The organism is Flavobacterium sp. RSP15 (assembly GCF_003968755.1).
In the GTDB taxonomy this organism is placed as follows: Bacteria; Bacteroidota; Bacteroidia; order Flavobacteriales; family Flavobacteriaceae; genus Flavobacterium.
Genome location: NZ_RYDL01000009.1, coordinates 13,261 through 37,962, shown reverse-complemented (window position 1 = coordinate 37,962; position 24,702 = coordinate 13,261). Strand labels below are relative to the sequence as shown.

The 24,702-nt window shown below is 35.6% G+C and carries 19 protein-coding genes; 13 read left to right on the top strand and 6 right to left on the bottom strand.

Annotated features, from left to right (window positions below):
- The first annotated feature begins 20 nt into the window (after positions 1–20).
- Positions 21–1,088, top strand: a complete 1,068-nt coding sequence (fbaA, locus tag EKM00_RS10465) for a class II fructose-bisphosphate aldolase (RefSeq protein ID WP_126516129.1) — start codon at positions 21–23, stop codon at positions 1,086–1,088.
- Between the two features lie 108 nt (positions 1,089–1,196).
- Positions 1,197–2,051 (top strand): acetyl-CoA carboxylase, carboxyltransferase subunit beta, encoded by an 855-nt coding sequence (gene accD / locus EKM00_RS10460; RefSeq protein ID WP_126516128.1) that lies wholly within the window; start codon positions 1,197–1,199, stop codon positions 2,049–2,051.
- 155 nt (positions 2,052–2,206) lie between these two features.
- Here accD and EKM00_RS10455 read toward each other — a convergent pair whose 3' ends face one another.
- Positions 2,207–3,457 (bottom strand): ABC transporter permease, encoded by a 1,251-nt coding sequence (locus EKM00_RS10455; RefSeq protein ID WP_126452943.1) that lies wholly within the window; start codon positions 3,455–3,457, stop codon positions 2,207–2,209.
- A gap of 196 nt (positions 3,458–3,653) precedes the next feature.
- On the opposite strand from EKM00_RS10455, the gene purH reads away from it, so the two are divergent.
- The 6 genes from purH to rodA all read left to right on the top strand — a co-directional run bounded on the left by purH (position 3,654) and on the right by rodA (position 10,879).
- On the top strand, positions 3,654–5,180 hold the full coding sequence (gene purH, locus EKM00_RS10450; RefSeq protein WP_126516127.1) for a bifunctional phosphoribosylaminoimidazolecarboxamide formyltransferase/IMP cyclohydrolase: 1,527 nt from the start codon (positions 3,654–3,656) through the stop codon (positions 5,178–5,180).
- A 53-nt stretch (positions 5,181–5,233) separates the two neighbouring features.
- The gene (locus tag EKM00_RS10445; RefSeq protein WP_126452939.1) at positions 5,234–6,262 is read left to right on the top strand and encodes a rod shape-determining protein; all 1,029 of its coding nucleotides are present in this window, start codon (positions 5,234–5,236) and stop codon (positions 6,260–6,262) included.
- A 106-nt stretch (positions 6,263–6,368) separates the two neighbouring features.
- Entirely contained in the window at positions 6,369–7,193 is an 825-nt protein-coding gene (gene mreC / locus EKM00_RS10440) for a rod shape-determining protein MreC (RefSeq protein WP_126516126.1), read from the top strand.
- On the top strand, positions 7,186–7,692 hold the full coding sequence (locus tag EKM00_RS10435) for a rod shape-determining protein MreD (RefSeq protein ID WP_126452935.1): 507 nt from the start codon (positions 7,186–7,188) through the stop codon (positions 7,690–7,692). Before mreC ends, EKM00_RS10435 begins: the two co-directional genes overlap by 8 nt.
- Positions 7,689–9,638: a penicillin-binding protein 2 gene (mrdA, locus tag EKM00_RS10430; protein WP_126516125.1), complete on the top strand. Its 1,950-nt coding sequence runs from the start codon at positions 7,689–7,691 to the stop codon at positions 9,636–9,638. The genes EKM00_RS10435 and mrdA overlap by 4 nt, the downstream gene beginning before the upstream one ends.
- Before the next feature lie 5 nt (positions 9,639–9,643).
- A complete protein-coding gene (gene rodA, locus EKM00_RS10425; protein WP_126516124.1) occupies positions 9,644–10,879 on the top strand; it encodes a rod shape-determining protein RodA in 1,236 nt (411 codons plus the stop codon).
- A 356-nt stretch (positions 10,880–11,235) separates the two neighbouring features.
- On the opposite strand, the gene EKM00_RS10420 is transcribed toward rodA, so the two are convergent.
- Positions 11,236–13,494: a carboxy terminal-processing peptidase gene (locus EKM00_RS10420; RefSeq protein WP_126516123.1), complete on the bottom strand. Its 2,259-nt coding sequence runs from the start codon at positions 13,492–13,494 to the stop codon at positions 11,236–11,238.
- A gap of 206 nt (positions 13,495–13,700) precedes the next feature.
- Between EKM00_RS10420 and surE the strand changes: the two genes are divergently transcribed.
- From surE to EKM00_RS10395, 5 genes are all read left to right on the top strand, one after another.
- A complete protein-coding gene (gene surE, locus EKM00_RS10415; RefSeq protein ID WP_126516122.1) occupies positions 13,701–14,480 on the top strand; it encodes a 5'/3'-nucleotidase SurE in 780 nt (259 codons plus the stop codon).
- Positions 14,473–14,745, top strand: a complete 273-nt coding sequence (locus EKM00_RS10410; protein WP_126516121.1) for a hypothetical protein — start codon at positions 14,473–14,475, stop codon at positions 14,743–14,745. The genes surE and EKM00_RS10410 overlap by 8 nt, the downstream gene beginning before the upstream one ends.
- An 80-nt stretch (positions 14,746–14,825) precedes the next feature.
- Positions 14,826–15,938 (top strand): lipid-A-disaccharide synthase, encoded by a 1,113-nt coding sequence (lpxB, locus tag EKM00_RS10405; RefSeq protein WP_126452925.1) that lies wholly within the window; start codon positions 14,826–14,828, stop codon positions 15,936–15,938.
- Positions 15,939–15,987: 49 nt separating this feature from the next.
- Positions 15,988–16,506, top strand: a complete 519-nt coding sequence (locus tag EKM00_RS10400) for a C40 family peptidase (protein ID WP_126516120.1) — start codon at positions 15,988–15,990, stop codon at positions 16,504–16,506.
- 95 nt (positions 16,507–16,601) lie between these two features.
- Complete coding sequence (locus EKM00_RS10395; RefSeq protein WP_126516119.1) at positions 16,602–18,638, top strand: ComEC/Rec2 family competence protein; 2,037 nt, start codon at positions 16,602–16,604, stop codon at positions 18,636–18,638.
- 4 nt (positions 18,639–18,642) lie between these two features.
- On the opposite strand, the gene EKM00_RS10390 is transcribed toward EKM00_RS10395, so the two are convergent.
- Genes EKM00_RS10390 through EKM00_RS10375 form a run of 4 tightly spaced genes read right to left on the bottom strand, consistent with a single transcriptional unit; the run spans position 18,643 to position 24,682 of the window.
- On the bottom strand, positions 18,643–19,101 hold the full coding sequence (locus EKM00_RS10390) for a thioredoxin family protein (protein ID WP_126516118.1): 459 nt from the start codon (positions 19,099–19,101) through the stop codon (positions 18,643–18,645).
- Positions 19,102–19,146: 45 nt separating this feature from the next.
- Positions 19,147–20,952 (bottom strand): peptide MFS transporter, encoded by a 1,806-nt coding sequence (locus EKM00_RS10385; RefSeq protein ID WP_126452919.1) that lies wholly within the window; start codon positions 20,950–20,952, stop codon positions 19,147–19,149.
- Between the two features lie 4 nt (positions 20,953–20,956).
- The gene (locus tag EKM00_RS10380; RefSeq protein ID WP_126452917.1) at positions 20,957–22,501 is read right to left on the bottom strand and encodes a peptide MFS transporter; all 1,545 of its coding nucleotides are present in this window, start codon (positions 22,499–22,501) and stop codon (positions 20,957–20,959) included.
- A gap of 9 nt (positions 22,502–22,510) precedes the next feature.
- Positions 22,511–24,682 carry a S9 family peptidase gene (locus EKM00_RS10375; protein ID WP_126516117.1) on the bottom strand — a complete coding sequence of 724 codons (2,172 nt, stop codon included), beginning with the start codon at positions 24,680–24,682 and terminating at the stop codon, positions 22,511–22,513.
- Positions 24,683–24,702 lie beyond the last annotated feature (20 nt).

Genomic DNA, 24,702 nt, shown 5'->3' with positions numbered 1-24,702 from the left:
AAATAACTAAAAAAAACACAATGGCACATACTATTAAACCGGGCGTAGCTACAGGAGATCAAGTACAAGAAATTTTCAATTACGCAAAAGAAAAAGGATTTGCACTTCCGGCAGTAAACGTTACTGGATCAAATACAATCAATGGTGTCCTTGAAACTGCAGCAAAACTTAATGCTCCTGTTATCATTCAGTTTTCTAATGGAGGAGCACAATTTAATGCAGGTAAAGGACTTTCGAATGTTGGTGAAAAAGCAGCTATCGCTGGTGGAATTGCAGGAGCTTTACACATTCACACCATGGCGGAAGCGTATGGAGCAACTGTAATTTTACATACTGACCATTGTGCGAAAAAATTATTACCTTGGATAGACGGCCTATTAGATGCTTCCGAAGCACATTTTGCTAAAACCGGAAAACCATTGTTTTCGTCTCACATGATTGATTTATCTGAAGAGCCTATCGAAGAAAACATCGAAATTTGCAAAGGCTATTTAGAACGAATGAGTAAAATGGGAATGACATTAGAGATCGAACTTGGAATCACAGGTGGTGAAGAAGATGGTGTAGACAACTCTGATGTTGATAGTTCAAAATTATATACACAACCAGAAGAAGTTGCTTACGCATACGAAGAACTTTCAAAAGTAAGCCCACGATTTACAATTGCTGCTGCTTTTGGAAACGTACATGGAGTGTACAAACCCGGAAATGTAAAATTGACTCCAAAAATATTGAAAAATTCTCAGGATTTTGTTCAAAATAAATTCAATACAGGATCTAATCCAGTAGATTTCGTTTTCCACGGTGGTTCTGGTTCTACATTAGAAGAAATAAGAGAAGGGATCAGCTACGGGGTAATAAAAATGAATATCGATACTGATTTGCAATTTGCATTTACAGAAGGAATTCGTGATTACATGGTTAAAAATATTGACTATTTGAAAACTCAAATTGGAAACCCAGAAGGCGCTGATGTTCCAAACAAAAAACATTACGACCCAAGAAAATGGTTGCGTGAAAGTGAAGTTACTTTCAACACAAGACTTGAGCAAGCATTTGCTGACTTGAACAATGTGAATACATTATAAAAATAGTGGTCCGTTTTTAGTGTTCAGATCTCAAATGCTGATAATGGAACACTAAAACTGATTACAAAACACTGAATACCTGATTACTGAACACTGAATACTAAAGAAATGGCTTGGTTTAAAAGAAAAGAAAAAGGGATTACTACCGCTACCGAAGACAAAATGGATATTCCAAAAGGACTTTGGTACAAATCTCCAACCGGAAAAATCATTGATGCCGATGAACTAGCTCGCAACTTATTTGTGAGTCCAGAAGATGGTTTTCATGTCAGAATTGGAAGTGCTGAATATTTTCAAATCTTATTTGACAACAATGAATTTGTTGAATTAGACAAGAATATGACTTCTAAAGATCCTTTGCACTTTGTTGATACCAAGAAATATGCAGATCGTTTGAAAGATGTAATGGAAAAAACCAAACTCAAGGATGCAGTACGCACAGGAGTTGGAAAATCAAAAGGTAAAGATTTAGTTATTTGCTGTATGGATTTTGCCTTCATTGGTGGTTCTATGGGTGCAGTTGTAGGTGAAAAAATCGCACGAGGAATTGACCACGCCATCAAAAACAACTTGCCTTTTCTCATGATTTCAAAATCAGGTGGAGCCAGAATGATGGAAGCTGCTTATTCATTAATGCAATTAGCCAAAACATCTGTTAAGTTAGCACAACTTGCCGAAGCAAAACTTCCTTACATTTCATTATGTACAGATCCTACAACGGGAGGAACAACTGCTTCCTACGCGATGCTAGGGGACATCAACATATCTGAACCAGGCGCGTTAATAGGATTTGCAGGACCAAGGGTAGTACGAGACACAACTGGTAAAGATTTACCTGAGGGTTTTCAGACTGCTGAGTTTTTACTCGAACATGGCTTCTTAGACTTTATCACACCAAGAAAAGAATTGAAAGACAAGATCAACTTGTACATTGATTTGATTCAGAACAATGATATTCGATAAATAAAATCCCGATAAGTTGGGACTTTATATTTGCGCTACATTCTCTTTATACCAAACAAAACAGCTTCCAAAAAAATATTGGAAGCTGTTTTTTGTTATGCCATTATATTTAAAATTAAGTGTTTACAGAAGAGGATTACACAAACCTGAGTTTTTTATATCCCGGTACGAATAGCCTCCACCGGATCTAATTTAGAAGCTGCAATTGCGGGTAGAATTCCGGATATTAGACCAATTATAGCCGCTAATCCTGTTCCTAGGACAATATTACCCATACTTAAGACAAACTCGAAGTCTAAGGCTTTTGTTACAATAAGAGTAATAATCCAAACTAAGAGCAATCCTATCAAACCACCAATAACTGATAATATTATCGCTTCAAATAAAAACTGAAACAATATAAACTTGTTTTTGGCTCCCAATGATTTTTGGATCCCAATCAAATTCGTACGCTCTTTTACAGAAACAAACATAATATTAGCAATTCCAAAACCACCTACAAGCAGAGAAAAGCCGCTGATAACCCATCCTACAAGATTCATTTGCCCAAGGATACCATCAATAAGGTCAGTAAATCCAGAAAAAACATTAATGAAAAAATTATCTATTTCACCTGCTTTCACTCCCCTAAAGCTTCTTAATTTTTGTGCTATTTCTTCTTTATAAGCTGCCATGTCAGCTCCATTTTCAGGTTTAAAAATAATAACATTTGTCAAAGCAGTATTATTATCCCCGTATAGTTGTCGCACAAAATTGACTGGAATATAAGCTGAGGTGTCATTACTATCCCCAAATAAACCCGCTCCTTGTTTCTTCAAAACCCCAATGACCGTAAAACGATTTCCATACAACCGCACGTTTTTTCCAATGGGTTCTGCATCATCAAAAAGTGATTTTGCAATTTCATTTCCCAAAACAACAACTGTAGCTCCGGAATTGGCTTCGGATTCATTGTAAAATCGTCCGCTTTCAAACTCAAGGCCCTGAATATCTATAAATTCCTGAGAAACAGGAACTATATTGACATCACTAACTGTTTTTGAATCAAATTTAATAGATTCTCTTCTGATAAATATTTGATAGGCCATTTGATCCGTGTTAGTCATTGCACCTTTCATATAGGTGTATTCATCATACTTCACATTAGGAAACTGTTCTCTTTTCCATTGTGGAATTTCCGAAGGTCCGAAAGAAAATTTCATCAAATAAATCGTATTTTTATCTAAACTACTCAAATCTTTAGTGATTTTTCTGTCCAAAGAATCTACAGCAGCGAGTACCGCTATAATCGAAAAAATCCCAATAGTAACGCCTAACAAAGAAAGCAGCGTTCGTAACTTATTGTTGCGCAATGCATTCATCGCAAAGCTAAAACTCTCTTTTAATAATCGAAGGTAAACTAACATACAATCTATTTAGTGTTAAGTAAAATTCTATAAATATTAATCAGAAACCTAATGAAAAATCGTTTCGTTACATTGTGGAAGCGCTATTTTATGTTTCCCGTTGCAATAGCCGTAAAAATTACAATTATCTCAATTTCAAATGGCTTAATTTTGACATTAAAAAACTATTTTTGCATTTTATAACTATAACTACATAATGAGCACAACTAAAACAATTCAATCTGCATTAATCTCCGTCTTTTCAAAAGAAGGATTGGAACCTATAGTAAGACAACTAAACAGTCAAAATGTTACACTTTATTCTACTGGAGGGACTGAGGATTTTATAAAAAATTTAGGAATTCCCGTAATACCCGTTGAAGATGTAACCTCCTACCCTTCTATTTTGGGCGGAAGAGTAAAAACATTACACCCAAAAGTCTTTGGTGGAATACTAAATCGCCAAGATAATGAGAGTGATGCACAACAGATGTTAGAATTCAACATTCCACAAATTGATTTAGTCATTGTTGACTTATATCCTTTTGAAAAAACGGTTGCTTCCGGAGCAAGTGAAACAGACATCATTGAAAAAATAGATATTGGTGGTATTTCTTTAATTCGTGCTGCTGCAAAAAACTTCAAAGACACCGTAATTGTGGCTTCGGTAGATCAATACGGCTTGCTTTTAGATTTAATTATCGATCAAAATGGCGCTACAACACTGGAAGACCGAAAATTATTGGCAACAAAAGCATTTCATGTTTCTTCTCATTATGACACTGCAATTTTCAATTATTTTAATACTGACGAAACCATTTACAAAGAAAGTATTCCTAACGGTCAAGTGCTGAGATACGGTGAAAACCCACATCAAAAAGGATTTTTCTTTGGAGATTTTGAGGCCATGTTCAACAAAGTGCACGGAAAAGAATTATCATACAATAATTTGTTGGATGTAGATGCGGCTGTAAATTTGATAGCTGAATTCAACAATGACGGCCCTACATTTGCCATATTAAAACACAACAACGCTTGTGGTTTAGCGACACGAACAACTATTACTGAGGCCTATTTAGCCGCATTAGCTTGTGACCCGACATCTGCATTTGGAGGTGTTTTAATTTCCAATACTAAAATTGATGCAGCGACTGCAACAGAGATAAACAAATTATTTTGTGAGGTGGTCATTGCCCCCGAATATGATACTGAGGCCCTGACTATTTTACAAGAAAAGAAAAACCGAATCCTATTAGTTCAGAACGAGGTTGCGTTACCCCAAAAAACGGTACGAACCTGCTTGAACGGACTTTTAATTCAAGAAAGAAATACGGTAACTGACAATAAAGAAGCCTTAAAAACCGTTACCATAACAGCTCCTACTGAACAGGAAATTCAGGATTTAATTTTCGCTTCCAAAATTTGTAAAAACACCAAATCAAACACGATTGTTTTTGCTAAAAACGGAACACTTATTGCATCCGGTACAGGACAAACATCCAGAGTTGATGCCTTAGTACAGGCGATAGAAAAAGCTAAAAATTTTGGATTTGACCTACGTGGAGCCTCTATGGCAAGTGATGCATTTTTCCCTTTTCCAGACTGTGTTGAAATAGCTAAAAAAGCAGGTATTACTGCGGTAATTCAGCCAGGCGGATCCATCAAAGACAATTTGAGCATTGACTATTGCAATGAAAATAAACTTGCAATGGTATTTACGGGAACGCGTCATTTTAAACATTAATTTGTTTAACTTTGTGCGTTTCAAATTTATAACATTTTAACCCCAAAAAATTTATGGGATTTTTTGATTTCATGACTGAGGATATCGCGATAGACCTTGGTACCGCTAATACTTTAATCATACATAATGATAAAGTTGTAATAGACAGTCCATCAATTGTTGCCAGAGACAGAGTTTCTGGTAAAATCATTGCTGTGGGCAAAGAAGCCAACTTGATGCAAGGTAAAACACATGAAAACATTAAGACAATACGCCCTTTGAAAGATGGTGTAATTGCTGATTTTGATGCTTCAGAAAAAATGATAAGTATGTTTATCAAAAGCATACCCGCGCTAAAGAAAAGAATGTTTACTCCTGCGTTAAGAATGGTCGTTTGTATTCCCTCTGGCATTACCGAAGTGGAGATGAGAGCCGTAAAAGAGTCTTGTGAAAGAGTAAACGGTAAAGAAGTATACCTAATACACGAACCTATGGCAGCAGCAATAGGTATTGGTATTGATATTATGCAACCAAAAGGAAACATGATTGTAGATATAGGTGGTGGAACAACTGAAATTGCCGTAATCGCCTTAGGTGGTATTGTTTGTGACAAATCAGTAAAAATAGCTGGTGATGTATTCACAAATGATATCGTATATTATATGCGTACCCAACACAATCTTTTTGTTGGAGAAAGTACAGCTGAAAAAATAAAAATTCAAATTGGCGCAGCAATAGAAGATTTAGAAACACCTCCTGAAGACATGTCCGTTCAAGGTAGAGATTTACTTACTGGTAAACCAAAACAGGTAGAAGTATCGTACCGAGAAATTGCAAAAGCATTAGACAAATCAATTCAAAGAATTGAAGATGCCGTTATGGAAACGTTATCACAAACTCCCCCAGAACTAGCTGCCGATATATACAACACAGGAATCTACCTTGCCGGTGGAGGCTCCATGTTAAGAGGTCTTGACAAGCGAATTTCACAAAAAACTGATTTACCAGTTTACATTGCAGAAGATCCGTTAAGAGCTGTAGTAAGAGGGACAGGAATGGCACTAAAAAACATTGCTAAATTTAAAAGTATTTTAATCAAGTAATTTGTTATAGCTACTCTTGTCAATTTACAGGACTGAGATAGCATCCAGCAACAACTATTAGATTCCAAAATAAAACAGACAGCTATTTATATTATACCGTTAGAAAATGCAGCAAATATTTAATTTTATTTTTAAAAACAGTAATCGGTTACTGTTTTTGCTGCTTTTGGGTATTTCATTATCCCTTACCATTCAATCCCACTCCTTTCACAGAAGTAAAATAATTAGTTCTGCAAATTTTCTAAGCGGAGGTGTCTATGAAAAGGTAAACAACCTTAATGAATATTTGAATTTAAAAACTGAAAATGAAGCACTCGCGCTTGAAAACGCAAAATTAAAGAGTCTTATATTTAACAAAAAAGATACCACTGCAATAAAAAAACTAGACAGTCTAAAAGGGATCGAATCAGGAGATATATTAGTATCTAAGGTAATACACAATTCTTATAGTACTCACGAAAATTATTTAACCTTAAATTCAGGAGAACTAGAAGGTGTGAAACCAGACATGGGCGTTATAAACAGCTTAGGAATTATAGGAATCATAGAAAATACCTCACCTAATTATGCCACTGTGATTAGCATTTTAAATAAGAAATTTCAAATTAATGCTAAAATCAAAAAATCCAATCATTTTGGATCTTTGATATGGAACGGAAAAAGTACTGGCTTTGTACAATTGATAGATGTTCCTAGATTAGCCGCTATTAGAAAAGGAGACACCATTGTAACAGGAGGACAATCAGTAATATTTCCGGAAAACGTTAATATAGGAACTATAGACAAAATAGAAATAGACAATCAGACTAATTATTACACCATAAATGTTAAATTATTTAACGATATGACAAATCTAGGTCACGTTTATATTATTACGCGCAAAGATCGTGAAGAAATTATTAATTTAGAAAAAGGAAATAAGGATGAATAGCGCACTGTTAGTCAATATTTCCCGATTCCTTTTGTTATTAGCAATTCAGATTATTATATTTAATAACATGAATTTTTTTGGGTATATAAGCCCATTTCCTTACGTGTTATTTATCATACTTTATCCCGTAAATGGAAATAAATCAGGACTACTAATTGCTAGTTTTTTACTTGGACTTGTAATGGATATGTTCAGTAATTCTGGAGGAACACATGCGACCGCATGCTTAGTATTAGCCTACTTTAGACCTTCTGTTTTTAAGTTTTCCTTTGGGTTAAGTTATGAATACCAAACTATAAAACTGAATGATGTATTAACACCAGAAAGATTTTCTTTTTTATTACTATCAGTTACCATTCATCATTTTACGATGTTTTTGCTAGAAGCTTTTCAATTTAGCTTTATTTTAGATGTCGTATTACGAACTTTATTGAGTACCATATTCACACTCTTTATTTGCATAATTATAATATACCTTATCAAGCCTAATAAAAGATGAGAAAAGTACTATTGCCTTCCCTAATCATTCTTGCTACTTCTTTACTAGTATTGCGTATTTTTTATTTGCAAATCGTGGATGACACCTTAAAGTTAAAATCTGAAAATAACGCAATTAAAAAAAAATATGAATATCCTGAAAGAGGCTACATCTATGACCGTAAAGGTGTATTACTGGTTGCAAACCAAGCATCTTATGACATTATGGTCATTCCTAGGGAATTAAAAAACACAGATACTTTAGAACTTTGTCAATTGTTGAAAATTACAAAAGAAGATTTCATTAAAAGAATTGAAAAAGCTAGAATATATAGTCCGCGGTTACCCTCTGTTTTTTTATCACAATTGAATAAAAGTGAATTTGCCGCTTTTCAAGAAAAAATAAGAAAATATGAAGGTTTCTATTTTCAAAAACGTTCCCTTCGTGATTATGAAGTAAATTTTGGAGCCAATGTTTTTGGGGGTATCACTCAGGTAAATGAAAAACTAGTAGCCAAAAATCCATACTACAATAGCGGTGATTTAATTGGAAGACAGGGAGTTGAAGAAAGCTATGAAGATCTTTTACGCGGGGTAAAAGGGGTTAAATACATCCAAAAAGACAAATACAATAGAGAAATTGGCTCGTATAAAGAAGGGAAATACGACACTATAGCCGTGCAAGGAGAAGATATAAATCTTACTATTGACGCCGAACTTCAAAAATACGGAGAGGAATTGATGATTAATAAAAGAGGCGGAATTGTTGCTATAGAACCTCGCACTGGCGAAATACTAGCACTGGTAACCGCTCCTTCTTATGATCCAGGAATATTGGTAGGAAGACAACGCTCTAAAAACTACACTCAATTATACCATGATTCAATAGCAAAGCCACTGTATGACAGAGGTTTACTAGCTGAATACCCGCCAGGATCACCGTTTAAAATTTTAACTGGCTTAGTTGCTCTACAAGAAGGTGTAATCGATGAAAATACAAGCGTATCCTGCAATAATGGTTTTAGTTATGCAAGAGGTCGATTTATGAGATGCCATTGCAGAGGAGGATCTCTTCAGCTGCACAGAGGTATTTATGAATCTTGCAATTCCTATTTTGCCACAGCGTATATGAAGACAATAAACAAATATACAAAACCGGCCACAGCTGTTGATGTTTGGAGCAACCACATAAAAAGCTTTGGACTAGGACAATTTATGGGGTATGACTTACCAACAGGTAAAAGAGGAAACGTTCCGGATTCCAAAACATACAAACGCATTTATCCAAATGGAGGCTGGAGAAGTACCACGATCGTTTCTAATTCAATAGGACAGGGCGAAGTTCTAATGACACCCATACAACTTGCTAACATGATGGCAACTGTTGCAAATGAAGGTTATTATTACACCCCTCACATCATCAAAAAAATTGAAGGCCACAAAATTGATAAAAAATTCACGACAAAACACACCACCACCATCGACAAAAAACACTTCAAACCCATAATTAGCGGTTTGTTTGATGTGTACAACATGGGGACTGCTAGCGCACTTAAAGTAGAAGGAATAGATATTTGTGGTAAAACCGGTACAGCTGAAAATTTTGCTAAAATTGGAGGCAAAAGAATTCAACTTAAAGATCATTCCATATTTGTAGCTTTTGCACCAAAAGATAATCCTAAAATTGCCATTGCTATCATGGTTGAAAATGGGGGCTTTGGATCAACAATAGCCGGACCAATTGCCAGTTTGATGATTGAAAAATACCTACGACAAAAAATCACACGGATAGATCTGGAAAAAAGAATACTTGCAACCAGCTTACAAAGTCAATATGCCAAATTAGGTGGACTTTCTGACGCCATCAAATTACAATTACGCATTAGTGACTCGCTTTTAAATAAAAGGACAATTCCTGCCGTAAGGATTAAAACAGATACCTCAAAAGTAAAAAAACAAGTTATTTAATTGCAATGAAAAACCAAAGTATCACAAATAATATTGATTGGATAAGCATAATCATCTATGCGGTATTAGTTATTTTGGGCTGGTTAAATATCTATTCCTCCTCGATGTCATCGATGCAAGACACCTATGAAAAACAACTGATCTTCATCGTATTGACCATTCCATTAATATTCATAATACTCTCGGTTGACGGGAAATTTTATGAGAAATATGCGAGTATCATCTTTGGAGTATCTCTACTCACATTAGCCGGGCTGTTTTTATTTGGCAAAACAATTGCTGGTCAACGTTGCTGGTATGCTATTGGAAGCTTCACGATCCAGCCTTCTGAATTTGCAAAAGCAGCCACTTCATTAGCATTAGCCAAATATTTGAGTGACACACAAATTAATTTAAAAGAAGTCAATAGACAAATACAGGCTCTTGCCATAATCTTCCTACCTGTGCTACTCATTTTGCCTCAGCCAGACCCTGGAAGCGCATTGATATACAGCATATTCATCATTGTTTTGTATCGTGAAGGACTTCCGGCTTGGTATGTTTGGACTGGATTTATTACAATTCTTTTATTTGTGTTTACCTTATTATTAGAACCAGAATATGTAATACTTATTGGATTAGCAATTATAATATTGGTTCATTTCAAATCAAGACTGGCAGACCGAAATATTGTTTTGAGCAGTATTATCTTTGCCCTGATTTCTGGATTTGTGCTATCTGTAGACTATGTATTTGACAACCTGTTCAAACAACATCACCGAGATCGTTTTAACATCCTTTTAGGAAAAGCTGTTGATCTCAAAGGAATTGGATATAACACCAATCAATCCGAAATAGCCATAGGATCTGGAGGCTGGTTTGGAAAGGGATTCCTAGAAGGAACGCAAACCAAAGGTGGTTTTGTACCGGAACAACACACGGATTACATCTTCACAACAGTAGGCGAAGAATGGGGATTTTTGGGTTCTCTTGCAGTAATTGCCCTTTTTGCCTGTTTGCTTCTTCGAATAATATACCTTGCGGAAAGACAAAAAACAAAGTTTAGCAGAGTATATGGCCATTGCGTTGCAGGCATTCTTTTCACTCATTTCTTTGTAAACATAGCCATGGTAGCCGGTATTTTCCCCACCATTGGCGTACCCTTACCTTTCTTTTCCTACGGAGGTTCCGGTCTTTGGGGATTTACAATATTGCTTTTTATATTTATAAAAATGGATGCCAATAAAGTAAATGAATGGTAATTTGGCAAATTTAAGACAAAAGTAATCCATGAACCTCACTATGGATTATTACTCTTTGTTTTTGAATCAAAGACTTAAACAATAAATATATTTATCTTATTGTTACATTGAATTGAATCCTAAAGTTATACGATGATACCGAAATTCAGATGGTAATTTGCAATAAATCCGGTCTTTTTCAGTAACATTTTAGCACACTAAATTGATAGATAAACAGCATTGATTTACTTATCTAGTCTCCTTCAATGAGTTACAAAACTCAAAAAAACAATTACACAAATAGAAAAACCCTGCACGTTCTGAAGAATGTACAGGGTTTTTCTATTATTACTGACTGAAACTTGCTGAAAAACTACCTAAGATTTCGCTAATTTATCTTTTTTAATTTTAACGGGAATACTTTTTTTAGAAATTGCTTTTGATTGCAAATCTTCTAATACATTCAGTGCTTCCTCAACATAAATATCTTTTGATAAAGCTTCATGCCATCTTTCTCTTTTTTCTTTTAAAGAGGCGTCTTTATTAATTTCATCTGCTTCATAAGGCAGTGAAGTAAACGTAAGTAGATTTTTGTAATCTACAATTGGTTTGTATTTTTTAGCTTTTTCTTCAATTTCAGATTGTGCGATTTTAAATGTATCAATATTCAAACTATACACATTCTCCTCACTTCGACTATCAATCCACTTCGCATTCTCTTCAATTAATTGAAACTGTGCATTTTTACTAATTCGGCTTTTGCTATTTGTTATCGCCTGATTAAAGTTGTCATTATTAGTCCAAACACTGTAGTCTGCCCGATCAATTTTGTCCCAAGGCATTGCATTATCCATATCGCGCTCTCCCATTTTCAAGTAGGCATAACGATCCGGCATAACGATATCACTTCGTACTCCATCCAGTTGAGTAGAACCACCGTTGATTCTATAAAATTTTTGTGTGGTGGTCTTAATAGCACCTAAATCCCCAACGGAACTACTGCGAACAAACTGGTTCAGGTCAATCACATTTTGAACGGTTCCTTTACCGTACGTTTGTTTGCTCCCAATTATAATTCCTCTTTTGTAATCTTGAATTGCAGCTGCTAAGATCTCAGAAGCTGAGGCAGAAAAACTATTCACCATAATTACTAAAGGGCCATCCCATTCTATTTTTTTATCTCGATCGTACAACACTTCTTTTTTTCTCCCTGCTGATTTAATTTGAACAATGGGACCCTGCTCAATAAATAAGCCAGCAATATCTACAACCGTGGATAATGATCCGCCGCCGTCATCGCGAACATCAAGAACAATTCCATCAACACCGGATTGTTTCAGTCGCTCAACTTCAATAGCAACATCTTTACCAGCATCTCTCCCGTCTTTATTTTCAAAATCAATATAGAATTTGGGCAAATAAATTATTCCATATTTCATGCCGTTTTTATTTACGATACTTGACTTGGCGTACGTTTCCTCAATTTCAACAATATCTCTGATAATAGAAATAATCTTGATTGTTCCGTCTACTTTTTTAACTGTAAGCCGAACTTCCGAACCTTTTGGTCCTTTAATTTTCTTTACCACATCATCAAGCCGCATCCCAACAACATCAACTGAAACTCCAGAGCCTTGCCCTACTTTCATTATTAAATCTCCCGCTTCCAGTTGTTTCCCCCTCCATGCGGGACCACCAGAAATAAGTTCCGAAATCTCAGTTAAATCATTTTTCTTTTGTAGACGAGCACCAATACCTTCTAATTTTCCACTTATACTTACATCAAAACGTTCTTTTTCCTCCGGAGCAAAATAATTCGTGTGCGGATCAAAACGAGCCGTAATAGAATTTATATAGACGGAGAACCAATCATTTCGATCCAAGTCGTTTACAAAACCAAAATATTCATCTAATGATTTTCCAGAATTTCTTCTGGTTTCTTTTTCTAGTTCTTCAAAAGTCTTTGGTTTATCTGGAGTTACCGTGCTGTCTTTTGCTGCTTCTTTAGTCGGTTCTTCTTTTAATCTTTCCTCTTTTTTCAGTAATACAGCATCAAGTTTTGCCCCTTTAGTCTTGTTTTCTTGTAAAGCCAAACGATCTACTAGAGAAGAAAGAGTTGATAATTTAATTTGCTTACGCCATTTATCCTTTAATTCACTTGCACTCTTAGCATAGGGAGCCTTTTCATAATCTATATTAAAGCTTTCATCGACAGAATAATCAAAAGGCTCACTCAAGACATCCTTGTAAATCTTTTTACTCTCTTCCATTCTTTTCATCAAACGATCATAGGTAAGATTAAAAAAAGACAAGTCTTTATTCAACAACTGATCGTCTAACAACAACTCAAATTTCGAAAATTCATCGATATCGGATTGCAGGAAAAAACGTTTAGATGGATCTAAAGCCTCAATGTAATCTTTATAGATTCCTTTTGAAAAAGTATCGTTAATATCGGCAGGATTGTAATGTCCTTTCTGGATTACAAAAGTCAACAACTCTAGGAGTAATTTATCTTTTTCTGGATCGTTCTCTTTTGATGCATTATATTTAAAAGCAAACAATGTTAACGAAAGGCATACAACAACAAGTATGATTTTATAATTTCTTTTCATAAAGCTAAGAATTGTATTCATGAATTTTTAATCTAAATTATGGTAAAAACTATGCCAACCGCAGCAGTAGCCCCATAAATTTTTGTTAAAGATATAAATTGTTTTTATTATTTTAAGTTAAATCAACCAACATAACCTATTTTTATATTTTGTTTAGTGATTTCATTCAGGGGGATTACATTTACGCTGAAAACCAAAAATAATCAATCTTTTTACAAACAGATATAATGAAAAAAACAAGACCTTTAATTCTAATAACGAATGACGACGGAATTTCGGCACCGGGACTCCGAGCCTTAATTGCCGTTATGGCAGAAATAGGGGAAATCGTCGTGGTTGCGCCTGACAATCCACAAAGTGCCATGGGGCATGCCATCACCATAAACAGCACGTTGTATTTGAATAAAATCTCTAAAGATAGTGATCCGTTTTTAGAGTACAGCTGCTCCGGAACTCCAGTGGACTGTGTGAAACTGGCTGTAAATGAAATCCTAAAAAGAAAACCAGATTTATGTGTTTCCGGTGTCAATCATGGTTCAAATTCATCCATAAATGTAATTTACTCCGGAACCATGAGTGCGGCAGTCGAGGCAGGAATAGAGGGAATTCCAGCTATAGGCTTCTCTCTTTTAGATTATGACTGGAACGCCAATTTTGAAACGATCAAAACTTTTATACGCAAAATCTCTTTAGAAGTTTTAGAAAATGGACTTCCAGAAGGGGTCGTTTTAAATGTTAATTTCCCAAAATTAAACGAAGAGGACATCAAAGGAATCCGTATTTGTCGCCAAGCCAAAGCACTTTGGGTAGAAAGATTTGATAAAAGAAAAACACCGCAAGGAAGGGATTACTATTGGCTGGCAGGAGAATTTGTCAATCAGGACAAAGGCGAAGACACAGACGAATGGGCGCTCGAAAATGGATACATATCACTTGTTCCAGTTCAATTTGACTTGACAGCACATCATGCCATACAGCAACTTAATACCTGGAAATGGAATGAATAAGAACGATTTAGTCTGGGGGATTTTGGTAGGATTTCTCACTACACTAGTTGGTTGCTATCTCTTTATTACCTTTTTTACTGACTTCCAGTTTATCATTGGAATTCAGATCATAAAAGCACAGGGAAATTTAGGAAAAATCATCACACTGGGATCCATCCTTACGTTGATAGTCTTTGGCATTCTGCTAAAAATGAATAAAGAAATGATGGCACGTGGTGTCGTATTGGCCATCATACTAATGACAGTACTCACTTTGTTTATTTAAGAAGGCTTATTAGTTTACCTTTGTAAATTGACATACCATTTATAACAGACCTGAATTTATACCTTTCTAATCAAACAAACATGAAATACTACATTATAGCAGGGGAAGCTTCAGGCGATTTGCATGGTTCTAATTTAATGAAAGCGCTTTATAAAAAAGATCCTAAAGCTGACATTCGGTTTTGGGGAGGCGATTTAATGAATACAACAGGCGGAACCTTAGTAAAACATTACCGAGAATTAGCTTTTATGGGCTTTATCGAGGTAATTTTTAATTTGAAAACTATTTTAAGCAACATCAAAGTCTGCAAAAAAGACATTCTTGAATTTCAGCCGGACATCCTTATTTTCATTGATTATCCTGGTTTTAATTTACGGATTGCAAAATGGGCAAAAGCGTTAGGAATGAAAACGCACTACTACATTTCTCCACAAATTTGGGCTTGGAAAGAAAGCAGAATTACAGCTATCAAGCGTGATATTGATAAAATGTATGTGATTTTGCCTTTCGAAAAAAAATTCTATGAAGACAAACACCATTTTCCGGTAGAATTTGTCGGGCATCCACTGATTGATGCCATCCACAACCAACCCGAAGTTGATTCAATCCTTTTTAGAACAGAAAACCAATTAAACGACAAACCGATAATTGCAATTTTACCCGGTAGCCGAAAACAGGAAATAACTAAAATGCTATCAGTCATGCTCAGTGTGGCAAATGATTTTCCAGACTATCAGTTCGTGATTGCAGGGGCGCCAAGTCAGGAATTTTCTTTCTATAAAGAATTCATCACTCAAGAAAACATTAAATTCATTTCTAATAAAACCTATGATTTACTGCGTAATGCAACAGCTGCATTAGTAACCTCAGGAACGGCAACACTGGAAACAGCGCTTTTCAAAGTGCCGGAAGTAGTTTGCTACAAAGGCAGCTGGGCTTCCTACCAAATTGCTAAACGAATTATTACCCTGAAATACATCTCATTAGTCAACTTGATTATGGATGAGGAGGTGGTGACCGAACTAATTCAAGAGCAATGCAATCCAAAACGCATTCGAGAAGAACTCAAAAAAATATTAGAAATCAACCACCGCAATACTCTTTTAGAAAAATATGCGTTATTAGAACAGCAATTAGGTGGCATTGGCGCTAGTGAAAAAACAGCAAGACTCATCGTGTCTGATTTACTGTAGATTATCTCTTATTTATAAATAGCTCCCTTTACAAAAAAATTACACTCTTTTGAAACATTTCCTATTTCTTGTATTGGTTCTTACCTTTTTTACGGCTTGTAAATCAACTTCCCCGATAACCAACTCGAAAAAAGCAGACCCAAAAGAGCAATCCATTCAATCCGAAAAAAGGAAAGTACAACGTCTGGTCGAACAATTAATCGATGCCGCTGCTGAAAACATTGGTGTGAAATACAGATATGGCGGGACAACAAAATCAGGTTTTGACTGTTCCGGCTTGATGGTCAACATCTTTGATTCAAATGAAATAAGTCTGCCTCGCACCTCGATTCAACAATCAAAACACGGTATTATCTTAGATCATGAACAAGAAAAAGCTAAAAAAGGGGATCTGATATTCTTTAAAACCAAGAAAAACCGACAAATAAACCACGTAGGAATAGTCATTGAAGTCAATGAAGACGAGATAAAATTCATTCATGCGTCGACCTCAAGAGGCGTTATGATTTCCTCCACAAAAGAAGTGTATTACAAAACCAGATTTGCTCAACTCAACAGGGTTTTATAGCTCGAGTTCTTCAATACTAATCCCTGTGTTTCTATTTCTACCTATTTTCAAAAAAAATAAATTCGTTACGTACTAAAAATATGTACTTTAGAGTCATGAAAGTACTACAATTTCCTTTGGCAAGAATAACAATTGGGTTTGTTTCAGGACTTCTTTTCGCTTTTTACCTTCATCCTCCATTAGTAGCAGTCATTGTTATACTTTTAACCGCTATGAGTCTCTTTGGGGTGTTGTTTTTTTTATCCAAAAAAAGCAACACCCGTACCGCTTATTTTGGTATTGCCACTTATTTTTTGTCTTTTATCATTGGAACCACTACACAAGTAACCCACACGGATTATTTTCAAAAGGACAACTACACCCACAATACAAATGCTTTTGAGCAGCCTCATTCTATTTCTGTTGTTGTAAGAGAAAAGCTAAAAAGCTCCTTATTTAGCGACCGTTATATAGTCCTTGTCAACCATATTAATGAAAAAGAACAGTCTGGCCGATTGCTCCTTAACGTTCAAAAAATTCATTTAAACCCCGTATTTGCAGCAGGAACCCCTTTGCTAATCAAAGGCACGTTGTCAAGGAATAAACAACCTATGAATCCGAATCAATTTGACTACGGCAAATACCTTGAAAACAAACAAATCTATGCACAACTGTTTGCTGCTGGTGATGAAATAAAAATTGGAAATAAAACAGCGAAAAATATCTGGTACTATTCTTCAAAATTGAGAACGCGAATTATTCGGAATTTAGAAAAAAACAACTTCAATAAAACGGAATTGAATGTTGCCATTGCTCTGATCATGGGGCAACAACAAGATATTTCACCTGATATCATACGGGATTACCAGTATGCGGGAGCCGTACATATTTTATCCGTTTCAGGACTGCATATTGGCTTCATTTTGCTTTTTGTAACTTATATTCTAAAGCCTATTCCAAATACAAAAAAGGGCTCGTTCCTTAAACTACTCCTTATTCTGGCATCTTTGTCTATTTTTGGTATAATTGCAGGTTTAGCACCATCAGTAGTTCGCTCGGTGACTATGTTTTCCTTTGTGGCTATTGGGAATCATCTGCGCAGAAGCGTCAATATTTACCATACTTTATTAGTTTCTGTGTTATTGATTTTGTTTTTTAAGCCTTCGTTTCTATTTGACGTTGGTTTTCAGTTGAGTTACATTGCTTTGTTTTTCATTATTTGGCTGCAACCTCTTTTGGCCTCTGTGTGGCAACCAGAAAACAAAGCTTCAAAATACGTCTGGAACATTCTCACCGTTTCCTTGGCGGCGCAAATAGGTACTTTACCCCTGAGTATTTATTATTTTCATCAGTTTCCGGGTTTGTTTTTTGTGACCAATCTAATCATTATTCCAGTACTGAGTTTCATAATGATAGTAGGCGTTTTGGTAATGATTTTGGCCGCATTTGACCTTATTCCGGTTTTTCTCTCCCACCTGCTGGAAACCAGTATTTACTATTTAAACAAAATTATCAACGCAATAGCTTCGATAGAACAGTTTATAATTCAAGATATTCCGCTTAATTTATACCTGTTACTCAGCAGTTATTTAGCTCTAATAAGCCTTGTCATTTGGTTTAAAAAACCAACTTTCCACAAATTAGCAATCGCTTTAACTTGTATTATAGTTGTGCAATTTTCTTGTTTTACAACCCATTGGAACGTGCAAAACGAGCAGGAATTTATTGTTTTCAACAGCCGAAAGAATACCTTGATCACTGAACGAAATGGAGCAAATATCATTGTTTACGCCAATGACAGTCTTTTAAAAACGGCACAAGAAAACAGTCTTATAAAATCCTATCGCATTGGAAACCTGAGCACTTTACGACAGAAAAAAGAACTCCGAAATTTCCTGTATTTTAAAGGAGAAAAAATATTTATTGTAGACCATTCCGGAGTGTATCCCAAAAACATCAATCCGGATGTTATTGTATTGACACAATCCTCTAAAATAAATATGGACCGCCTACTCCAAATAATGAAGCCAAAATTAGTTGTGGCTGATGCGTCCAACTTTAAATCCATACAAAAACAATGGAAAGCCAGTTGCGAGAAACAGAAAATCCCTTTTCACGCAACAGGCGAAAAGGGATTTTATAAATTGAATTAATATATTATTTTTTCAAAAAACCATTTGCAACTGCTAACCAGGCTGCTGGTCCGCCGGCTACATACCCCGTACTGCCAATACCTTCAAAATTGACTTTCCCTTCTTTTGTAGTACCTTTTGCGAGTATAATAGTTGGAAATCCTTGTATGCCAAAAATTTGTTGTAATTCATTATTCTGCTTTTTTACCTCTTCAGTCTGTGGTACTCGTCTTGGATAATCTAATTCGACCAAAACGACATTTTCTTTTGCCCAAGCTGCAAATTCAGGAGTCTTCAAGACCTCTTTTTGTAACCGGATGCACCAACCACACCAATCGCTTCCTGTAAAAAACATTAATAATGGTTTTTTAGTTAAGGCTGAAACTTCAAGAGCTTTACTGACATTAGTCTCCCACACTAATTCTTGTGCTTCAGCAGCAAACGAACCAACTAACAATAACAACGTTATTATACCTTTCTTCATATCTATATTATTTACGGTGAACAAATCAAAAACGATGCCTAAAATTTATCGAACACCATGCATTAATTTCTTAATTATTGGAGTCATCAAAACAGAGAACAAAGCAACTACAATAGAGATAATAGTCAACATCCAAAAGAAGTAACTCAATCCGTGTTCGTTGGCGATTTTATCAATGTTTTCACCAAACATCCCTGCACCTTTCATACCAATTGCTACTGCTAAGTACCAAACTCCAAACATAAAGGCAATCATACGGGCAGGAACTAATTTACTTACATACGACAATCCTACCGGTGAGATACACAGCTCTGCCATTGTATGGAAAAGATAGACTAAAATCAACCATATCATACTTACTGAAGCTGTTTTTGCACCCGCTTCGATTCCGCTTGCCCCAAAAGCGACACAAGCCATACCAAGCGCTAGCAATGCCATTCCGATTCCGTATTTTAAATTTGCAGAAGGATTGTATTTACTTTCCCACCATTTTGAAAACAATGGAGCCAAAGAGATTATGAATAACGAGTTTAAAGTAGAAAACCAAGTGGCAGGAACTTCTGTCAATGCAGTAGTTACTTTATCAATTTTCAATGCTTGCAATGTTGAATCTGATAAAGTAAGATAACCCGCAGTGTAATAATCTTTAGTCAACATCCATAGTGCTATTCCCCAAATAATTATAAAACTGACACTAAGGATCATATTTGCAACAGCATAAAGTTTAAATGTTTGCTTAAATAATAAAATTAAAACCCCGGTAATAATAACCAACGGTAAAATAGTAATTAACGAATTAATCACTAAAAACACCACACTCCAATTGCCTGTTAAAACACGATCCGTATAATCACTAGCAAAAATGGTCAAACTGTTTGGTGACTGCTCAAAAATTGCCCAAAAGAAAATGGTAAGAAAGGCAAAAAAGGTAACCGCTATTAATTTTTCTTTAGTAATTTTAGAATATTGAGTAAATCTATAAATTAACAATACAATAAATACAAGTAGAGCTGAAGCAATTGCAATCGCATTTCCATTAGGACCTAAGAAAGAAAAAATATTTATTTTGCCCCCGGATATTTTTGAAGCAGGATCATTTATAAGCCATAATAATGCTAATATAGAAGAGAAGGCTATTGCTGCCAATTGTATTGGCGAAAAAGGATTTCTTTTGTCAGTATCTAATGCTTCTGCTTTCGCTTTGCTTTCTTTATTTGGTTTTAAACCAATATCTCCAAAGATATCCTGAGACAGCCAAAACTGCAACATTCCAAAGAACATAAAAATTCCGGCTAAACCAAAACCGTAAGTCCAACCCACTTTTTCCCCTAAATAACCGCAAAGTAAAATCCCAAAGAACGCTCCGGCATTAACTCCCATATAAAACAAAGTATACGCGCCATCTTTCTTTTCAGGACGGTCTTTGTACATTTCAGATACGATAGAGGTCATGTTGGGTTTGAAAAAACCATTCCCAAAAACCAACAATACTAATCCTAAATAAATAGAAAATTCTGTTTCAACAGCCATAGAAGCATGCCCCAAAGTCATTAAGCTTGCCCCAACAACAACAGCCCATCTAAAACCAATTACTTTATCTGCAAAATACCCCCCTAACATTGTGGACAAATAAACCAATCCTACATAGGATCCAAATAAGGCAGAAGCATTTTCGCGAGTCCATTCCCAACCACCATCTGTAAAGGAAGCGGTTAAAAATAATATCAACAAAGAACGCATTCCGTAGAATGAAAATCGTTCCCACATTTCTGTGAAAAACAAAACGAACAATCCCGCAGGATGTCCTAAAACGGTATTCTTAAAAAATTGATCTGTTGTATTTTCACTCATCCTATTAATTGTTTAATTCCTTATCAACTCCGTGCATTAATTTTTTGATTACTGGTGAAAGCAGCAGTAAAACAACCCCAAAACCAAGACCCGTATAAAATAAATATTCAAAAAGCACTAAATAACTCTGCTTTGCTAAATTTAAATCAGGTGCTGTACCATTTGAGGTGTCTACCGAAGCAATATTTGCTAAAATAGACGCAATAAATTCAGAACTGGCTGTTGCCAAAAACCAAACGCCCATCATAAACCCAACGATTTTTACCGGAGATAATTTGGTTACCGCAGAAAGTCCTACTGGTGACAAACTCAATTCTCCACAAGTATGCAAAAAATAAGCCAATATTAGCCAAATCGCTGCTACTTTTCCAGCACCAGAAAGGTTTATTCCCATCACTAATGCTCCAAAGCCTAGTCCTACTAATGCTAATGCTAATGCAAATTTTACAGCTGTATTTGGATTGTATTTCCCTAATTTCGGCCAAATCCAAGCAAAGACAGGCGCTAGCAATATTATAAACAAGGCATTAAAACTTAAGAACTGCCCGGCAGAAACTTCATAACCAAATATAGTTCGGTCTAAAATCCGGTCAGCAAATAAATTCATGGAAGTATACGCTTGTTCAAACAATGCCCAGAAGACAATAGTAAATACGATCAGAATAGTTAACGCAATCAACTGATCACGTGCTTTACCATCGAGTTGTGTAGCTGCGTAATAAACAATATAAATAAAAGAAATTCCACCCGCAATTTTTAAAGCCCATGAAACTGCATCGTGATTTTGGACCATTTGCCAAAACAATACCGTTGACAAAACACTTCCAATATAAATCAACCACTCATTTTTAAATCCAAAAGATTTGTTTTCTAGGAAAGAAGGGTTGTTTGATTCTCCTTTTCCCATCAATAATTTTCTGCCGGAAATAAAAGTCAATAGTCCAAAAAACATTCCGACACCAGCTGCACCAAAACCATAACTCCAACCGTACGTTTCGCCCAACCAAACACATATTAGCGTAGCCATAAAAGACCCTAAGTTGATTCCCATATAAAACAACGTGAATCCAGAATCTCTTCGTTTATCGCCTTTTTCATATAATTCTCCAACTAATGAAGAGATATTGGCTTTAAGAAAACCAACCCCGACAATGATTAACGATAATGAAAAGTAAAATATTTGCAAGGCGGTTTCGTCCCGTGTAATTGCGCCGGTAATGGATTGTGTGGCAGCATTTCCTTCATAAGCCATTCCTATATGACCCAACACCAACATAATCCCACCAAAAACAATGGCTTTTCTAAATCCCAGATATTTATCAGCAATAAAACCCCCTAACACTGGAACGGCATACACCAGCGCCGCATAACTACCAATTAATAAATTCCCCGAAGTATCCGAAAACAAATGGTACTTTGTCAAGTAAAAAATCAACAAGGCCTTCATTCCATAAAAGGAGAAGCGTTCCCACATTTCGGTAAAAAACAATATAAAAAGCGCTTTTGGATGTCCAAAAAAATCTTTTTTAATCAATGCGTCGTTCGTCATAAAGCGCTGTTATAAATTTTCTTTGATGAAATTAGTCATTTTTGTGTACAATTGAATTCTGGTTTTCCCACCATAAATTCCGTGATTATTGTCCGGGTAAATTTGGGAATCAAATTGTTTATTAGCCTGAATCAACGCTTCCATCATCTGCATGGAGTTTTGAACGTGAACATTATCATCTCCTGAACCGTGTATCAAAAGGAATTTCCCTTTCAATTTATCTACATGATTTATTGGGGAATTATCATCGTATCCGCTAGCATTTTCTTGTGGGGTCTGCATGTAACGTTCCGTGTACACACTGTCATAAAAACGCCAGTTCGTCACAGGAGCTACAGCAATTGCCATTTTGAACGTGTCATTTCCTTTCATGATGCAATTAGACGCCATAAAACCACCATACGACCAGCCAAATATACCAATTCTAGCCTTATCAACAAATGCGTAATTTCCTATTACTTTCGCAGCATCAATTTGATCTTCTACTTCGTATTTCCCTAATTGCAGTTGGGTTACTTTTTTGAAATCAGCTCCTTTAAAGCCAGTTCCGCGCCCGTCAACACAAGCTACAATATATCCTTGTTGTGATAGCATCATAAACCAATAATCATCAGTGCTGTTCCACTCATTGTTTACTTGCTGGGAACCCGGACCCGAATATTGGTACATGAAAACAGGATATTTTTTAGTTGGGTCAAAATCTTTTGGTTTAATCATCCAAGCATTTAGCTCATGTCCTTTTGCTGTTTTTAAAACAAAAAACTCTTTAGCCGGTAAATTATAGCTTTTTAGTTTCGTAGCCAATGATTCATTGTTTTCAATAACTTGTACTTGTTTTCCAGCCTTGGCCTCGTTCAATGTATACGTCGGAGGTAGAGACGCACTAGAAAACGTGTTAATGTAGTATTGGAAATTCGGACTGAATGTTGCCGCATTAGTTCCTGTATTTTGTGACAAACGGACTTTGTTTTTTCCGTCAAGACCTATTCTATAAACATCTCTGTTAATAGATCCGTTTTCTACCGACTGATAGAAAACTGTATTTGTTTTTTCGTCTAAACCGTAATAATTCGTCACTTCCCATTTTCCTTTGGTCAGTTGGTTTTTCAATTTTCCATTTTTATCATATAAATAAATATGATTGAAACCGTCTTTTTCGCTGGTCCAAATAAAACTGTTGTCTTTCAAGAAAGTCAAGTTATCTGTCACATCAACGTAGGCTTTGTCTTTTTCGTTCAAAACTACTTTTACAGCTCCTGAATTTCCATCGATAAACAACAAATCCAAATTGTTTTGGTGGCGATTCAATACCTGTGCTGATAGTGTATTCTCATCATTTGTCCATTTCATTCTGGCAATATAAAAATCGTTATAATTCCCAAGATTTATGTTTTTTACTGCATTCAAATTTACATCATAAATATGTAAAGAAACTAGAGCATTCTTCTCCCCGGCTTTTGGATATTTGAACGTTTGCATCGTTGGGTACAAGTCTTTTCCAAACATTGACATTGAAAATTCCGGAACCTGACTTTCGTCAAAACGTATGTAGGCTACTTTTTTGCTGTCAGCACTCCAGTCAAAAGCCTTTACAAAAGCAAATTCTTCTTCGTAAACCCAATCCGTAATACCATTAATAATACTGTTTTTTTGTCCGTCTGTAGTTATTGGAGTTGATTTATCAGCAACTAAATCATGTACATACAGATTATTTTCTTTGGCGTATGCAATCTTTTTCCCATCAGGTGAAAAAGTAGGCTCCTGAACGGGAGAATCGAATAGTTTTCTTAATTTCTTATTGGCGATGTCATATAAATAGTAATCCGCTGTAAAGGAGTGGCGGAAGATTTGATTGGTATTGCAAGCCAATAGAATCATTTTTTCTGAAGCGTCAAACGTATAACTGTCAATCCCTCCTGATAATTCGGCGTACGATTTTGTATCTATTAATGTGGACACTTTTTTTAAAGTTGCAAAATCATACAAATCAATCTGCATGCTTCTGGACTGTCTGTCGGTATTCAAAACCGTATATTGATTTGTGTTTTTCAACGACTGCAATTCATCCATGCCTTGCGCCCGAAAAGTGCCGTTATAAATGGCATCAATGGTGATTTTTTGCTGCCCTGCAACTGCAAAACAAACGAATAAAAATAATGCAATAATTTTTCTTGAATACATGATATTTATTTAAATATAAA

Bases quoted from the DNA above. Each gene is read 5' to 3' on its own strand.
- fbaA (WP_126516129.1), top strand. From the start codon at position 21: ATGGCACATACTATTAAACCGGGCGTAGCTACAGGAGATCAAGTACAA.
- accD (WP_126516128.1), top strand. From the start codon at position 1,197: ATGGCTTGGTTTAAAAGAAAAGAAAAAGGGATTACTACCGCTACCGAA.
- EKM00_RS10455 (WP_126452943.1), bottom strand. From the start codon at position 3,457: ATGTTAGTTTACCTTCGATTATTAAAAGAGAGTTTTAGCTTTGCGATG.
- purH (WP_126516127.1), top strand. From the start codon at position 3,654: ATGAGCACAACTAAAACAATTCAATCTGCATTAATCTCCGTCTTTTCA.
- EKM00_RS10445 (WP_126452939.1), top strand. From the start codon at position 5,234: ATGGGATTTTTTGATTTCATGACTGAGGATATCGCGATAGACCTTGGT.
- mreC (WP_126516126.1), top strand. From the start codon at position 6,369: ATGCAGCAAATATTTAATTTTATTTTTAAAAACAGTAATCGGTTACTG.
- EKM00_RS10435 (WP_126452935.1), top strand. From the start codon at position 7,186: ATGAATAGCGCACTGTTAGTCAATATTTCCCGATTCCTTTTGTTATTA.
- mrdA (WP_126516125.1), top strand. From the start codon at position 7,689: ATGAGAAAAGTACTATTGCCTTCCCTAATCATTCTTGCTACTTCTTTA.
- rodA (WP_126516124.1), top strand. From the start codon at position 9,644: ATGAAAAACCAAAGTATCACAAATAATATTGATTGGATAAGCATAATC.
- EKM00_RS10420 (WP_126516123.1), bottom strand. From the start codon at position 13,494: ATGAATACAATTCTTAGCTTTATGAAAAGAAATTATAAAATCATACTT.
- surE (WP_126516122.1), top strand. From the start codon at position 13,701: ATGAAAAAAACAAGACCTTTAATTCTAATAACGAATGACGACGGAATT.
- EKM00_RS10410 (WP_126516121.1), top strand. From the start codon at position 14,473: ATGAATAAGAACGATTTAGTCTGGGGGATTTTGGTAGGATTTCTCACT.
- lpxB (WP_126452925.1), top strand. From the start codon at position 14,826: ATGAAATACTACATTATAGCAGGGGAAGCTTCAGGCGATTTGCATGGT.
- EKM00_RS10395 (WP_126516119.1), top strand. From the start codon at position 16,602: ATGAAAGTACTACAATTTCCTTTGGCAAGAATAACAATTGGGTTTGTT.
- EKM00_RS10390 (WP_126516118.1), bottom strand. From the start codon at position 19,101: ATGAAGAAAGGTATAATAACGTTGTTATTGTTAGTTGGTTCGTTTGCT.
- EKM00_RS10385 (WP_126452919.1), bottom strand. From the start codon at position 20,952: ATGAGTGAAAATACAACAGATCAATTTTTTAAGAATACCGTTTTAGGA.
- EKM00_RS10380 (WP_126452917.1), bottom strand. From the start codon at position 22,501: ATGACGAACGACGCATTGATTAAAAAAGATTTTTTTGGACATCCAAAA.
- EKM00_RS10375 (WP_126516117.1), bottom strand. From the start codon at position 24,682: ATGTATTCAAGAAAAATTATTGCATTATTTTTATTCGTTTGTTTTGCA.